17 protein-coding genes and 1 tRNA gene are annotated in these 12,966 nt (G+C 41.6%); 10 read left to right on the top strand and 8 right to left on the bottom strand.

All coding sequences use genetic code 11. From position 1 onward, the window contains the following. Window positions 1-32: 32 nt before the first annotated feature. From NZ583_01465 to NZ583_01455, 3 genes are read left to right on the top strand one after another with little or no spacing between them, the layout of a single operon-like run. A complete protein-coding gene (locus NZ583_01465; protein MCS7280287.1) occupies window positions 33-632 on the top strand; it encodes a hypothetical protein in 600 nt (199 codons plus the stop codon). 52 nt (window positions 633-684) lie between these two features. After that, window positions 685-969, top strand: a complete 285-nt coding sequence (locus NZ583_01460) for a zinc ribbon domain-containing protein (protein ID MCS7280286.1) — start codon at window positions 685-687, stop codon at window positions 967-969. Between the two features lie 13 nt (window positions 970-982). Beyond that, entirely contained in the window at window positions 983-1,141 is a 159-nt protein-coding gene (locus NZ583_01455; GenBank protein MCS7280285.1) for a hypothetical protein, read from the top strand. Here NZ583_01455 and NZ583_01450 read toward each other — a convergent pair. Then, on the bottom strand, window positions 1,123-2,388 hold the full coding sequence (locus NZ583_01450) for a coproporphyrinogen III oxidase family protein (protein ID MCS7280284.1): 1,266 nt from the start codon (window positions 2,386-2,388) through the stop codon (window positions 1,123-1,125). The genes NZ583_01455 and NZ583_01450 overlap by 19 nt on opposite strands. Before the next feature lie 126 nt (window positions 2,389-2,514). On the opposite strand from NZ583_01450, the gene NZ583_01445 reads away from it, so the two are divergent. Next, window positions 2,515-2,588 (top strand) — tRNA-Pro (locus tag NZ583_01445). A gap of 2 nt (window positions 2,589-2,590) precedes the next feature. Here NZ583_01445 and amrB read toward each other — a convergent pair. From amrB to NZ583_01425, 4 genes are all read right to left on the bottom strand, one after another. Continuing rightward, entirely contained in the window at window positions 2,591-3,793 is a 1,203-nt protein-coding gene (gene amrB / locus NZ583_01440; GenBank protein MCS7280283.1) for an AmmeMemoRadiSam system protein B, read from the bottom strand. Between the two features lie 47 nt (window positions 3,794-3,840). Continuing rightward, window positions 3,841-4,446, bottom strand: a complete 606-nt coding sequence (locus NZ583_01435) for a TetR/AcrR family transcriptional regulator (GenBank protein ID MCS7280282.1) — start codon at window positions 4,444-4,446, stop codon at window positions 3,841-3,843. A gap of 101 nt (window positions 4,447-4,547) precedes the next feature. Further along, window positions 4,548-4,874 carry a transcriptional regulator gene (locus NZ583_01430; protein MCS7280281.1) on the bottom strand — a complete coding sequence of 109 codons (327 nt, stop codon included), beginning with the start codon at window positions 4,872-4,874 and terminating at the stop codon, window positions 4,548-4,550. A gap of 2 nt (window positions 4,875-4,876) precedes the next feature. Beyond that, window positions 4,877-5,155 (bottom strand): TIGR04076 family protein, encoded by a 279-nt coding sequence (locus tag NZ583_01425; protein ID MCS7280280.1) that lies wholly within the window; start codon window positions 5,153-5,155, stop codon window positions 4,877-4,879. A gap of 145 nt (window positions 5,156-5,300) precedes the next feature. On the opposite strand from NZ583_01425, the gene NZ583_01420 reads away from it, so the two are divergent. The 6 genes from NZ583_01420 to NZ583_01395 are packed head-to-tail and all read left to right on the top strand — an operon-like array spanning window position 5,301 to window position 10,099. After that, complete coding sequence (locus tag NZ583_01420; GenBank protein ID MCS7280279.1) at window positions 5,301-5,879, top strand: molybdenum cofactor guanylyltransferase; 579 nt, start codon at window positions 5,301-5,303, stop codon at window positions 5,877-5,879. Between the two features lies 1 nt (window position 5,880). Next, window positions 5,881-6,357, top strand: coding sequence for a ribosomal protein S18-alanine N-acetyltransferase (rimI, locus tag NZ583_01415; protein ID MCS7280278.1), 477 nt, complete (start codon window positions 5,881-5,883; stop codon window positions 6,355-6,357). A gap of 6 nt (window positions 6,358-6,363) precedes the next feature. Next, a complete protein-coding gene (locus tag NZ583_01410; GenBank protein ID MCS7280277.1) occupies window positions 6,364-7,122 on the top strand; it encodes a dihydroorotate dehydrogenase electron transfer subunit in 759 nt (252 codons plus the stop codon). Beyond that, window positions 7,104-7,964: a dihydroorotate dehydrogenase gene (locus NZ583_01405; protein MCS7280276.1), complete on the top strand. Its 861-nt coding sequence runs from the start codon at window positions 7,104-7,106 to the stop codon at window positions 7,962-7,964. The genes NZ583_01410 and NZ583_01405 overlap by 19 nt, the downstream gene beginning before the upstream one ends. Continuing rightward, window positions 7,958-9,583: a single-stranded-DNA-specific exonuclease RecJ gene (gene recJ, locus NZ583_01400; protein ID MCS7280275.1), complete on the top strand. Its 1,626-nt coding sequence runs from the start codon at window positions 7,958-7,960 to the stop codon at window positions 9,581-9,583. Before NZ583_01405 ends, recJ begins: the two co-directional genes overlap by 7 nt. A gap of 9 nt (window positions 9,584-9,592) precedes the next feature. After that, a complete protein-coding gene (locus NZ583_01395; GenBank protein MCS7280274.1) occupies window positions 9,593-10,099 on the top strand; it encodes a flavin reductase family protein in 507 nt (168 codons plus the stop codon). Between the two features lies 1 nt (window position 10,100). Here NZ583_01395 and NZ583_01390 read toward each other — a convergent pair whose 3' ends face one another. The 3 genes from NZ583_01390 to NZ583_01380 are packed head-to-tail and all read right to left on the bottom strand — an operon-like array spanning window position 10,101 to window position 12,959. After that, window positions 10,101-11,405, bottom strand: a complete 1,305-nt coding sequence (locus tag NZ583_01390) for a TRAP transporter large permease (protein ID MCS7280273.1) — start codon at window positions 11,403-11,405, stop codon at window positions 10,101-10,103. A 4-nt stretch (window positions 11,406-11,409) separates the two neighbouring features. Further along, window positions 11,410-11,886, bottom strand: a complete 477-nt coding sequence (locus NZ583_01385; protein MCS7280272.1) for a TRAP transporter small permease subunit — start codon at window positions 11,884-11,886, stop codon at window positions 11,410-11,412. Between the two features lie 47 nt (window positions 11,887-11,933). Next, window positions 11,934-12,959, bottom strand: a complete 1,026-nt coding sequence (locus tag NZ583_01380) for a TRAP transporter substrate-binding protein (GenBank protein ID MCS7280271.1) — start codon at window positions 12,957-12,959, stop codon at window positions 11,934-11,936. Window positions 12,960-12,966 lie beyond the last annotated feature (7 nt).

Here is a 12,966-nt window from a genome sequence, read left to right as displayed (position 1 = left end):
ACACGTCAGCCCTTATAAAGCAACAGAAATCCTTGATTGAGAAAATAAAAGAACTGAACCAACTCTGGGAACCTGTCTTTCCATACCTTGCGCAGTTTGCGGCAACATTTTGCTCTTCTTATCCTGAACGAATAGCAGAAATGGGTCCCTTCTGTGGGGTAATTTACGAATTTTCGAAAAGTAATTTGGGCACCGAACTATACATTCTTTCCTTCCCAGAAGGGATGGATGAAGTGTACAGAGACGAGGTCAAACAAAGAGGATTAAAAAACATAAAAATCATTTCAACCACTTTTTCTCTTGAAGGTATACAAGGGGAATATTTCGATTTTATCTTTTTCAGAGGGGCTTTCTTTTTTCCCTCTATCTTTGAAGTCGATCTTTTGAGTATCTATAGGGTTCTAAAAAGAGGTGGGACTGCAGTAATCGGAGGTGGATTCGGAAAGGACACGCCCCCGGAAATCATAGAGTCTATAAAACCGAAGTCAAAGATTTTAAATTCACAACTAAAAAGGATTAATGTAAGCAAGGATGAGGTAGTGTCGCTCATAAAAAAGTTTGGCCTAAATGAAAACGCGAGAGTTTCAGAAGAAGGGGGAATATGGATTGAACTGAAGAGATCATCCCCTTGACCACGGATATAGCGGACACTATATTCTATAAAAAGCCTGCATGGAGGAGAATATGCCGATCTACGAATACAGGTGTCTAGATTGTGGTAAGGTTTTCGAGATATTCCAAAAAATAACGGAGGAACCTTTAAACACCTGCAGGTTTTGCAATGGGAAGGTTCAAAAACTTATATCCCAGTGCAGTTTTCACCTAAAGGGATCAGGGTGGTATGCTACCGATTACAAAAGGAAAACGGAACCGATATGGGAAAGCGAGAACTTAGAAAAGATTGTGAAAAAGAAGGCGGAACTTAGGGAGCCAAAACCAGAGGGAACTTCGACGAAGGCGGAGGAGTAAGGAGGAGGTAGAGATGAAGGTGGGAGACAGAGTAAAATTCAGTTTCGCAAAAAAAGAGAAGGAGGGTGTGATTTATAAGCTCTTTGAAAAGACAGCGTACATAAAGGTGGACTTTCCAAAGCATAAAGGAAAAATAATAAAGAGGAATGTCGCTCAACTTAAACCGGCATGAGCCTGAGGTAGATTGCGGAGGAAGTCCCTAAAGTTATTAACGCCAGTAAAAAACTCCCTCATCATTATTACCCAGAAGTAAAGACCACAATTGGTAAGCGATATTCTTTCTCTGTCAAATTTTAAAGCCCCTAAAGCACTAAAGAAAAAAAGCTCCGGCAGGATGAGAAACATACTTGCTCTACCATACTTTTTTTTGAGTTCCGCCAAATTCAGCCTCAGACCGAAAAGTTTCATAAGAAAGTCATACTGCATCCTTTCTTTCCTTGTGTATTTGCGGATTCCCTCAACAGGAATTTCCCCCTTTTTTACTCCGTCTATGTATTTCCTTAAATGGAAGGTATTGGCGTAGGCGAAGCCATCAATATACCCGATCGATCCACTTCCCAAACCTGCGTACTCGTCGTAACGAACAACGTACTCATCTATCATCCCTGTCGTCTTGGAGAAGCACCAGGCTGTAGCAGGGAAGAACTCTTTACTTAGACCTTTGAGTATTGTCTCGTAGAAGAGTTTCTCCTTTCTTAAATCGAGCTTACCTAAGTTCGCCTCCATACTTTTTCTTGTCATTGAAGAGACCATGAGAGGGTAATATGTGATTTGAGATACCGGGATCTCGTTGAGGATCCGGATGTCATTTTCTAAACTTTTTAGGGTCTGGTTGGGAAAGTTAAAGATCATATCGACGTTTAAGGTCTGAAAGTAACCAGTAGTTGCGTAAATCCTTTCAATTATCTCTTTTCCGCTTCCATACTTGTGGAACCTTTTCACTGACTTAAGAATTTGATCGTCGAAACTCTGAACACCAACGGAAAGCCTCTTTACTCCTTCACCGGAGAGCAGCTTTAGGTATTCATCTTTTAGATGATTGGGATTCGTTTCACAGGATATTTCTTTAACTTTAAAGCTCGAACGAATAAGTCTTAGCGTCTCTAGAAGTTCATCTATAAGTACAGTTGGAGTTCCCCCTCCGATGTATACGCCTTCGAACTCAAAACCCAGGTCTCTATAGAGGAGGATCTCCTTCCTTAAAGCTGAAAAATACGCTTTTGCAGTCTCTCTTTCGAGTGGAAATCTGTGGAAGGAACAGTAAGGGCAGAGCTCTTCACAGAAAGGCACGTGCACGTACATAAGGATTGGTAATCTATGTTTTTTTTCACCAAAAGGGACCTTTTTTGCGAAATCGAAGTTGAGCAATCTTTTAATTTTCGCCCTGGCGACCTTCGTAATAAGAAATTCGCGTATCATAGGAGACTAATCTTACTTTTCTGGCTTTATGATTGTCAAATTAGAAAAAGTTGGATTGACAAAAAAGTAAATCCTAAATGGGAGCTTGGTTACTCTCCATCATCTTTGTGGTATAATAAAAACATTCGGGAAGTAGCTCAGCCCGGGGGAGCACAGCGTTCGGGACGCTGGGGTCGCAGGTTCAAATCCTGTCTTCCCGATTTTACTCATCAGTATAGAATATTGCACCTGCAAAACTAACGGACGATGCCCCATCAGTCCACTGTTTGTACTTTGTAATTTGACAGCGGGAACCACTGACCATTTTTAACTGGAAATATATGGGGGCAAGCCCGCAAATTCTCCTTCTGTCCTTCTCCTCCTTTATAAGATTCAAAAACCTTTGCGCATCACACTCTTTTACAGCTTCCAAAAGCCTTTCGTCTTTTGCCTGGGAACTCTTAAGGGTCCAAATGTCAAGAGGGTATTCATCCCCAAATTGGGCACCTATATGCGCAAGATCGGCTGCTGAAAGGACAATATGAGGTTTTCCGTAGGTATCGAGACAGGATTTTAAAGACGATACAAGATCCTCGATCTCTCCGTCGTCTGGGTTCTTTTCGTCAAGTACATATTCGTGCATCGAACCAGTAAGAATCGGAAGGATTTCAAATTCGTTCTGAATCGTAAACTGTAAAAGCGGAAGCTGTAATTCTATAGAATGTTCCGTCCTGTGGGGCCATTCGCAAATGTAATCTTTTAAAACCTTGTTGCCGGATATCAACTTTTTTAAGTCGTTGGATACGGGAACCCTGTCGATAGGAGTTAAAAAATCCTTAATCGAAATATTCCAAAGCTTTTCTGACACCTTATGGGAAGTTCCAAATATTACTATGAGGGGTATCGTTAAGTTTCTTAAGTACTCGTAGGTACTTACGTAAACGTCCCTTCCCCTCAAATAGTCAATATGAGGAGAGAGAACGCCTGTGATTCTTCCTTCAAGCTTTGCCCTCTTTTCCTTTTCTGAGAAAAATGAATCAAGAAAAAGAAGTAGTTCCATTCTATTTGCCGGATAACTTTTTCCCGCAAGATAAGCGGGTCGAGATTGCGAAGCCTCGTACTCTCTTTTTAACGTATTTAAACGGCCGTAATAATTTTCGTTTTCCAAAAGGAAGTGTTTGTCCAGCGATGCTATAAGATCATTTAACTTTTCAATGTATATTAGCTCGCCAAAAGCTTTCATATATTCAGCTTGCAAATCCCTTAAAGTTCTCTTCCCATTCATAAGGCAAAAAAGGTAGGCCACATCCTTCGAAACTACTAAATTTTCCTCCAGTATGCCTTCCGGATCCCGGATAAGGATCAGCTCCTTTTGGCCATCCTTGACCGGGACCATCTCAACGGGCCTTAACTTTGGACACTCCATTCTGTCTAAGCTTAATTTTGACGGAAATGTTTGTCAAGGAGACGAATCTAATGGATAAAGGAGGATATCCCGTTTTTGAATACCTGGAAGATCATTTCCGATATCTTTTCCGGCGTTATCTTCTTTTTCGGGTCGTACCAAAGGTACATCCAGTTGCAGGCTCCAAGTATAAAAAAGGTCAAAGCAGTCACATATTCTTTTGGAACCTTATCCCCTAAATAGCCAGCAACAATATTTCTTAAGATCTCAAAGTACTTTCTCTCTTTCTGCCTCATTATCTTTCGATTTTTTAAGTCCAGATTATTGACCTCTTTAAAGAGTACCTTTGCCTGAGGCGTATTCTGAACATAGATGTCCACATGCCTCTTTATAAACAGTTTAAGTTTTTCTTCCCAGCTCAGATTCTGACTTTCGTACACTTCTGTCCCAGAAAGAATAGTATCAAAAAAGCTGTTGAGTATGTATGTTAGTAAGTAATTTTTGTCCTCAAAATAGTAATAAATGTTGGCTTTGCTCATCCTTGAAGATTTTGCTATATCGGTTATCGAAGTCTCCAGGAATCCTTTCTTACTGAAAAGCTTGGCAGCAACTTTAGCGATATGAATAGCTTTCTTTTCTTTTTTTGACCTAACAATTAGTTTATCATTAGACATCGATTCTACGAAATTTGTATTAAATTCAAAAGACCATGTCAAGAGAAAAAATTTTTGAGGTTTCAAAAGGACGATATCTACGTCTTTCTAAGATCAAGCATCTATTTATTTTTTTTCAGATTAAAGATCTGGGGCTCTATAAACGTACTTCGACAGGAGGGACATTTACCCGGCTTTTTCAGTCTGTCCCTCTTTTTGAAAATGAAACCGCAAGAAAGACATTGAGCGGGTGAAACTTCAAGAACGTACCCTAATTTAGCTATCGTCTTTTTTATGTGGCCTAAGTGTGAAAGAACCTCACTTTCGGGGATCCCTACAGCCTTAGAAATCTCTCTAAGTGACATACTTTGGACCTTTAAAGCCTCTATTATGTCCTGCCTTAGCGTTTTCGTTCTTGGTTCTAATTCCTCTTTTTCAGCTTCGCCCATCTTCAACTTCTTTTTTGCCGAAAGAGGCGAATGATGACCTCATTGTTTTTGTCTGGACAGGAAAGCTCAATCGTGTCACTACCCCACCAAGGCATGGACCCCCCGAATTGAAAGGTCGCAAGACTGGGAAAGATGTGGTAGTAAAAGAAACCGCAAAGACCTGCCGGATTGTGACAGGATATTTCGAACTCTTCTCCCACAAAATGGCCGGCGTTACATTTTCCTTTAACACTGACTATTGTACCTAAAATTCTATATCCGATCTCAGGATCCCTCGCCATAACCCCTCCTTCGATTTTAACTGACGAAAATATGATAGCAAATTCGCTTTAGCCAATGTCAATAAGATCCTAAATGTAGATTTGCTATCCCAAAAAACGGGAATCCTTTACTCCCTCTACAAAAGATGCTAAATAAAGATTCGCCGTGCCTATCTCATGTGCTATTTTAGCAGGTGGCTTAAGCACGAGAATGGGACACGATAAGGCTACAATCGAATTCAATAAGAAGGCCTTGATAACTTATGTGTATGATGTGGCGAGAAGGATCTTCGATGATATTATAATTGTGACGAACAATCACAGAGTTCTCTCGGGAATTGGAGCACGAGTAGTACGGGACCTAATAAATATTAGGAGCCCTATATCTGGAATCGTTACTTCCCTTGTGTGTAGCGAACAAGAGTACACTTTTGTTCTCGCCTGTGACATGCCATTCGTTACCGAAAAAAGCGTACGTTATGTAGTTGATAATTTGAGGGGAGAGGATGTAGTAATTCCCAGGACCGAAAAAGGATTCGAACCGTTACACGCTATCTACAGCCGAAGGTGCATCCCATTCTTTGTAAAAAGCCTCGCCTCAGGCTTTATGAAGATACAATCCGTTTTTCCGTACCTTAACGTCAAAACACTCTTTGATAACCCATTCTTTTATAACGGAAAAGTCTCAGTATTTGCAAATATAAACTCCAAGGAGGATCTAGTTAGGTTCTCCTCCCTTTTTTGATATGAAAGAAAATTTTTCAGAACTCGAGTATAAAAAAGAGGATTCGAAGATAAGAGAGATCGAGATTGAGGACATAAATAGAATCTTTGAGATTGAAAAAGCATCCTTTCCTTCTCCATGGACGAAAGAAACCTTAAAAATGCAGATATGCTCGCCCATTGCTTTAAATTACCTTCTCGAGGTGCATGAAAGGATAGTGGGATATATCATGTGTCTTTTGGCATATGACGAGTGCCATGTGTTGAGTCTTGCGGTGGACCCAAAATTTCGTAAAAAGGGATACGCAACAAAACTTCTCTCGTATACTCTTTCAACTCTCAAACAGAGGGGCGTAAAATACGTGTTTCTTGAAGTTCGAGAGAATAATTTCGTGGCGATCCATCTGTATTTAAAGTTCGGTTTCGAAATAATCGGAAGAAGGAAAGGCTACTACCAAGACACCAAAGAAGATGCACTTCTTATGCGCCTAAGACTTTGAATTACCATGAAAGACATGGAAGTTACCGTTATCGAAAACAGGGAAGTTATAAAGGACCATTTCCTTCTAAAAGCTAAAGTAAAGGGAAGGATCCCCGCATTTAGACCAGGCCAGTTCGTGATGGTAAAAATACAGGGACCTCAGGTATTTTTGAGGAGACCTTTCACAGCTTACGAATGCGAAAAAGACACAATTTCTATCCTTTACAAAGTGAAAGGAGTTGGAACAAGGGTTTTAAGCAAGATGAAGAGAGGCGAAAAGACTTTCATTCTTGGACCTTGCGGTAGAGGATTCAGTATAACTGAGCGAGAATTATACGTCGTTATCGCCGGTGGTATAGGTGTAGCGGGGGTCAATCTTCTTATAAAAAGCCTAAAAAAGAACGTTTGGATTTTTTTTGGAACATCTTCTTCTTCCAACCTTTCGTTACTTGGAAACCTCACAAATTATGATCTATTCATATCTACGTTGGATGGGACTTACGGCAAGAAGGGGGATGTGATCTCCCTTTTTAGGGAAAAGATCGATGATCTTAAGAATAAGGATGTGGAAATCTTCGCCTGCGGGCCCAAAGAGATGTACAAAAGCCTAAAAGATGCTCTTTTGAAATACAGACTTCCATGCCAGGTTCTATACGAAGAGAGAATGGCATGTGGAATGGGACTCTGTTTCGGATGTGTAGTGGAAACTTTAGATCCGAAGGATCCGATAAAGAGGGTATGTTACGAAGGCCCAGTCTTCAGCCTATGGGAACTTTCCCTTTAGAGCTTTTTGGAAAAAAATTACGGAATCCCGTGATGAACGCCTCGGGAACCCTTGGATACGGAAAGGAAATAGAAAGATTGTGGAAGATAAGTACTCTTGGAGCCTTCGTGACAAAGGGCTTATCCGTGTTTCCACATAAGGGAAACCCCCAGCCCCGTATACTCGATCTCGGATTCGGGATGTTAAATTCGATAGGCCTCCAAAACTTTGGAATTAAAAGATTTCTCGAGGAGTATACAGAATTTTTCATAAGACGTAAAACCCCCGTGATACTCAACATCTTTGGGTTTACGGAGGATGAGTACGTCGAGTGTGGTAGACTTATAGGTGAAAATCCGGCTGTTTTGGCTTTGGAGGCAAATCTCTCCTGTCCTAATGTCAAACAAGGTGGAATTATTTTTGGAAAGGATCCAAAAATCGTTGGAAGGATAGTTCGCGGACTTAAATCCGTGACTAAAATTCCGGTATTGGTAAAACTTTCCTCAGAAGTAACCGATATAGTGGAGATTGCCTATGCGGCTTATGAGGCGGGAGCAGACGGCCTAACGCTCATAAATACTCTTCCTGGAATGTGGAAAGAAAGAGATACCTTGGTAAGAGGGGGGATATCTGGGCCTTTCCTTAAGTTTCTCGCACTAAAAGCCATCTACGATTGTAAAAGATCTTTACCAATTCCGATAGTTGGAGCTGGAGGGATAATGAACGTAAAAGATGCGATCCTTTTCTTAGAGGCCGGTTGTTCAGCTATCCAGGTCGGGACAGCCACCTTTCTCGACCCTCTTGCTATCCCGAAGATAGTAAAAGGCTTAAAAGCTTATTTTAAGAGAGGCCAAAAATGGTAGAGGACCTAAAAAGTTACTTTGGCCTGCCTTCGGTTGTGGCAAGGGTTTTGCTTGCGAGAGGAATACGCACAAAGGAAGAGGCGGAGAAATTCCTATTTCCGGATCTTAAAGACCTTTCGGACCCGTATCTTCTTCCGGATATGGACTTGGCTGTAAAAAGGGTAGTAGAAGCGATTACAAAAAACGAGAAGATTGCGATTTATGGTGACTACGATGCAGATGGGATCACATCCTGTGCTCTTCTTGTCAATTTCTTCAAGAAGTTAGGTATAGACTTTGAATGTTACATCCCAACGAGGATGGAAGGATACGGACTTAACGAAAAAGCAGTAAGAAAACTTTTTGCGAGAGGTAATAGACTTCTAATAACGCTAGATTGCGGATCGACAAATGCGGAAGAAGTAGAACTTGCAAAAAGTTTAGGAATGGACACTGTTATAATCGACCACCATGAGGTAAAAGATGAAGGTCCGCCTTCATATGCGTTTGTAAATCCAAAAAGAGAGGACTCTTCCTTTCCCACGAGGGATCTTGCCGCATGTGGCGTCACATTCTTCTTTCTTATTGCACTAAGGCGAGAACTTTTAAAGATGGGCAAGTTACATTTCCCTATCAATCTAAAAAATGAACTCGATTTTGTCACTTTAGGCACAGTCGGAGACGTTGTACCTTTGACTGGACAGAACAGGTTGATCGTGAAATTCGGGTTTGAGATGATGAAAAAAAAACCAAGGCAGTGGCTTAAATCATTTTACGAGACGAAGACTATACCCAGAAACAGACTCGACGATTATATCCTCACATTTTTTATCATTCCCAGGATAAATGCGCCGGGAAGGGTCTCCCGGCCGAAAAAATCCCTAGATTTTTTGATCGAAGAAGATCCTGAGATTTCGATCCGCCTTTTAGAGGAGCTCAATGAGGACAATAGGATGAGACAGTCTATGGAAGAGAAGATCTTAAATGAAATAAACGCCTTTACGGCAAAAGTAGATCTCTATGAAAAGAAATGCCTAGTTTTTTTTAAGGAAGACTGGCATATAGGAGTCTTGGGAATAGTGGCTCAAAGGCTCTGTGAGGCCCACGCAAAACCAGCTATAATTTTGACGTCGGTAGATGGTGTGATTAAGGGTTCAGGTAGGGCACCAGAGAAGATAAATCTTTTCGAATCTCTCAAATCAATCTCACATCTCCTTTTAAAATACGGTGGCCATAAGTACGCTTGCGGACTCTCCCTCACGAGGGAAAGTCTTGAGGAATTCTCTTTGGCCTTTGAATCTATTCTTGAATCCATCTCATACGAGAAAAAAGAAATTCCATTTGATACTGAGGCAAATTTTGACGAATTAAGTAGAGAAGCTGTTGAGGCACTAGAGCTTCTTGGACCATTTGGATATGGCAACCCTCCACCGAGAATCCTTCTCTTTCCAGAAGCAATCTACGAGTCTGGAGGAAAAGTAAAGATATTGGATAAGAAAAAGAGAATATGGTACGGCTACATGGCAAAGCCTTTTGATTCTCTGAAGGAAAAGGTACGAGGAATAATTGTAACGCCTTTCCTAAAAGAGGAGATGGGAGAGGTTTTCGTAAACCTCTTGATTAGAGACTTTATAGAATAAGGAGGTAGGATGAATAAAAAAGCATTTCAAAAGATAAGCTACGGGGTTTACATTATCGCTTCGAGGAAAGATTCGAGCCTGAACGGCCAGATAGCGAATACAGTTTTCCAAGTTTCATCTGATCCTGCAACTTTTGCGGTTTGCATAAACAAGAATAATCTAACGCACGACTTTATAGATAGGAGCCAAGTATTCTCGATAACCGTACTCTCCATACATACACCCCTCGAATTTATAGGGAGATTCGGTTTCAGATCGGGAAGGGAGATTAACAAGTTTGAGAATTTAAACTTTAGAGTAGGGCTCACCGGAGCGCCCATAGTATTGGATCATGGGATAGCGTTCATAGAGTGCAGACTTGAAAAAAAGCTGGAAGTCATGACACACACGATATTTGTCGGAAAAGTAGAGAATGCGGAAGTACTTTCGGATCTCGAACCTTTAACTTACGATTACTACCACAAGATAAAGGGAGGTAAAACGGCAAAGAATGCGCCAACGTTCGTTAAAGATTAAATTAATGCTTTACAAGGCCAGAAAAGAAAGTAACGAGGGAGGGAAAGAGATTTAGAAGTATGAGCGTCATTATGTAGGAGGGAAGAAAGAACGAAATCCCCCTGAATACGACGGAGAGAGGAATCTCCTTTGATATGCCCGAAACAATGTAAGCCGAAATACCGACAGGTGGGGTAACGGCCCCCATTGTTGTTACGACAGTGAGGACGACACCGAACCATATAGGGTCATAACCGAGTTTTTGGGAAACGGGATAAAATATCGGTATGGTGATCAAAAGGAAGGCTAAAGCGTCCATTACGCATCCACCGATTATGTAGATTGCGATCATTGCCCAAAGGATAACCCAGGCTGGATATGGCAATGAGGCAACCCATTCGGCAGCCACATAAGGAAGCCTTGTTACTGCCAAAAATCGTCCAAATAAAGTGGCCCCGCCTATAAGCATGAATATCAAACAGGTAACTCTCAAAGTATCTATGAGAGCATTAAAGAATCCTTTAAGCGTTAATTTCCTTCTTAGAAGTGCAATGACTATTGCCACAAAAGATCCAGCAGCGCCTGCCTCCGAAGGCGTAAAAACTCCAGCGTAAAGACTCACCATTATGATTCCAAAAAGTAAAACCATGTCCAACGCATCAGGTAAGGACCTAAGCTTTTCTTGCCATGATGAGCGCGGTCCTTCAGGCCCGAGCTCGGGTTTTATGGCACATAAAAGAAAGGCTATTATTGCCATAATTGCTGCGAGTATAAGTCCAGGAACAAAACTTCCGAAAAAAAGTTTCGCTATGGATGTTCCAGTATATAAGCCGTAAACAACGAGTACCACACTTGGAGGAATCACAACGCCAAGAGTTGAGCCGGATGCAATAGATCCAGCTACTATGAGAGGCTCGTACCGGTATTTTTTCATTTCGGGAAGGGCTACAGCTGTCATAGTGGCAGCTGTTGCGGTATTGGAGCCACATATAGCTGAGAAAGAAGCGCAAGCCATTATTGTAGTTACGGCGAGCCCGCCCCTTATGCTTCCAAACCATTTATACGCGGTTCCATAGAGTCTTTCGTTTACTTGTGAGTAAAAGCATATCTGTCCCATAAGTACGAACATCGGAATAACCGTAAGCCCGTAAGCGGAAAATGTATGCCAGAGGTCGGTTCCTACCATGTTGAGGGCTGCTTTCCAAGAAACTCCGTATCCCATACCCAAAAATCCAACTATTGCCATTACAAAGCCAACAGGAATCCGCAAAAAAAGCATACAAAAAAGCATAAAGAGGGTACCTATAAGACCGTCCAGTGGGGTCATTTCGCTATTTCCTTTCTAAAGTGAGTAAAAGATCGACGATTAGGGTAAAGGCTATGACAAAAAATCCGAAAGCGAGAGCGTATACGAAGGGATAATAAATAATCTTTAATGTCTCAGAAAGCTCGCCTGTCTTTAGAAGCCTCGTTCCCCATCTAAAAGTTTGCCACCCGGATATGACGAAAAAAAGGGCACTTCCAGTGTATGAAATCCTATCCAAGAATCTTCTAAGTCTTAAATTAAACTTATCGCTAAGAATCGTAACTATTACATGATCCTTCCTCATCTGGGTGTAACCAAGAGCAAGCCCAACGGAGACAGCACCGAAAAAACCTATAAGTTCATAGGAACCCTGAATCGGTCTATAGACAATCCTAAAAATCATGTTTCCCAAAGCAAGAGCCGTCAATATAACGATACAGATCCCGCTTAAAAAAGCGCAGAACTTATTTATGTGCAAACTTAAAGCTTTAAGCCCACCCATCCGTACCCCTTTTTTTGAGGGTCCGCGGGTTTACCCCGCGGACAATTTTACTTATAGATCCTCTCGTACTTCTCCTTGAACCTATACACGTCGTCTATAATCTGCTTTCCTGGGAGTCCTTGCGCTGTTACCCTTCTTATGTAATCATCTATCATTGGTCTTGTAAGCCTTCTTATCTCCTCTATATCCTCTGGAGGTAACTTAAAAAGCTGGTGGTTGTAATTTTCTCTTGCCCACTTTAGGGCTTCCTTTACGTGATTATCCACATACGTTGCCGTCCACTCGGCCTGTTCCCTTCTTAGGTCTTCCATAACTTTCTTCACATCCTCCGGGAGAGCATTCCACTTATCTTTATTCATAACAACTGCGAAACTCACAACAAAGAGGTTTGCCTCCGTAGCGTATGGTAGATAGGCAGCAAAATTAAAATCCTTAAGTATCTCCATCGATGATACATTCCCCTTTACAACCCCTTTTTGGATCGCCTCAGGTGCTTCAGACTGAGGCATAGCAACAGGGACTGCACCGAGTCTCTTTAATACTTCTGCGCCAGTGCCTGCTGCTCTGAGCTCCATACCTTTTATATCCTTTAGAGATCTTACGGGGATTTTGGTCATGAAATCCGCAGGAGGGCATGTGAAGGCAGTAAGAACCTTTACCTGTTCAAATTCCTTGGGGTTATACTTTTCTAAAAGATCGATAAGTGACATACTTGCCGCCCTTGCGCTCGTAAACCCGATAGGCAGATCTATTGCCTCGCTTACTGGGAACCTCCCAGGATGGTAGCTCATGGCGAAATTTCCTATATCGGCTGTTCCTGCTATTACACCGTCAAACATATTTCTTGCAGAAAGCAGCGTACCACCGGGAAAAGTCTGCACCTTTACCTTGTTGTTTGTCCTTTTCTCAAGCTCTTTTGCCCATCTCTCCATCTGAACACAGGGAAATGTTGTGGCAGGTGGGAAGTTAGCGTATTTTAAGACTATCTGCTGCGCAAAAGAGATTTTGGAGATAGCCAAATAGGCGCAAAAAATGAGACTGAGCGTAATAAGGATACTTATAGACCTTTTCATGTTCCCC

This window comes from Thermodesulfobacteriota bacterium, from assembly GCA_025062045.1.
Taxonomy (GTDB): domain Bacteria; phylum Desulfobacterota; class Syntrophorhabdia; order Syntrophorhabdales; family JANXAF01; genus JANXAF01.
Note: the sequence above shows the minus strand (reverse complement) of the source record. Positions and strands in the feature narration are given on the sequence as shown.

What these genes read in the sequence shown, in the direction of transcription:
- NZ583_01460 (MCS7280286.1), top strand. Translation starts at nt 685, where the DNA reads ATGCCGATCTACGAATACAGGTGTCTAGATTGTGGTAAGGTTTTCGAG.
- NZ583_01455 (MCS7280285.1), top strand. Translation starts at nt 983, where the DNA reads ATGAAGGTGGGAGACAGAGTAAAATTCAGTTTCGCAAAAAAAGAGAAG.
- NZ583_01450 (MCS7280284.1), bottom strand. Translation starts at nt 2,388, where the DNA reads ATGATACGCGAATTTCTTATTACGAAGGTCGCCAGGGCGAAAATTAAA.
- amrB (MCS7280283.1), bottom strand. Translation starts at nt 3,793, where the DNA reads ATGGAGTGTCCAAAGTTAAGGCCCGTTGAGATGGTCCCGGTCAAGGAT.
- NZ583_01435 (MCS7280282.1), bottom strand. Translation starts at nt 4,446, where the DNA reads ATGTCTAATGATAAACTAATTGTTAGGTCAAAAAAAGAAAAGAAAGCT.
- NZ583_01430 (MCS7280281.1), bottom strand. Translation starts at nt 4,874, where the DNA reads ATGGGCGAAGCTGAAAAAGAGGAATTAGAACCAAGAACGAAAACGCTA.
- NZ583_01425 (MCS7280280.1), bottom strand. Translation starts at nt 5,155, where the DNA reads ATGGCGAGGGATCCTGAGATCGGATATAGAATTTTAGGTACAATAGTC.
- rimI (MCS7280278.1), top strand. Translation starts at nt 5,881, where the DNA reads ATGAAAGAAAATTTTTCAGAACTCGAGTATAAAAAAGAGGATTCGAAG.
- NZ583_01410 (MCS7280277.1), top strand. Translation starts at nt 6,364, where the DNA reads ATGAAAGACATGGAAGTTACCGTTATCGAAAACAGGGAAGTTATAAAG.
- NZ583_01405 (MCS7280276.1), top strand. Translation starts at nt 7,104, where the DNA reads ATGGGAACTTTCCCTTTAGAGCTTTTTGGAAAAAAATTACGGAATCCC.
- recJ (MCS7280275.1), top strand. Translation starts at nt 7,958, where the DNA reads ATGGTAGAGGACCTAAAAAGTTACTTTGGCCTGCCTTCGGTTGTGGCA.
- NZ583_01395 (MCS7280274.1), top strand. Translation starts at nt 9,593, where the DNA reads ATGAATAAAAAAGCATTTCAAAAGATAAGCTACGGGGTTTACATTATC.
- NZ583_01390 (MCS7280273.1), bottom strand. Translation starts at nt 11,405, where the DNA reads ATGACCCCACTGGACGGTCTTATAGGTACCCTCTTTATGCTTTTTTGT.
- NZ583_01385 (MCS7280272.1), bottom strand. Translation starts at nt 11,886, where the DNA reads ATGGGTGGGCTTAAAGCTTTAAGTTTGCACATAAATAAGTTCTGCGCT.
- NZ583_01380 (MCS7280271.1), bottom strand. Translation starts at nt 12,959, where the DNA reads ATGAAAAGGTCTATAAGTATCCTTATTACGCTCAGTCTCATTTTTTGC.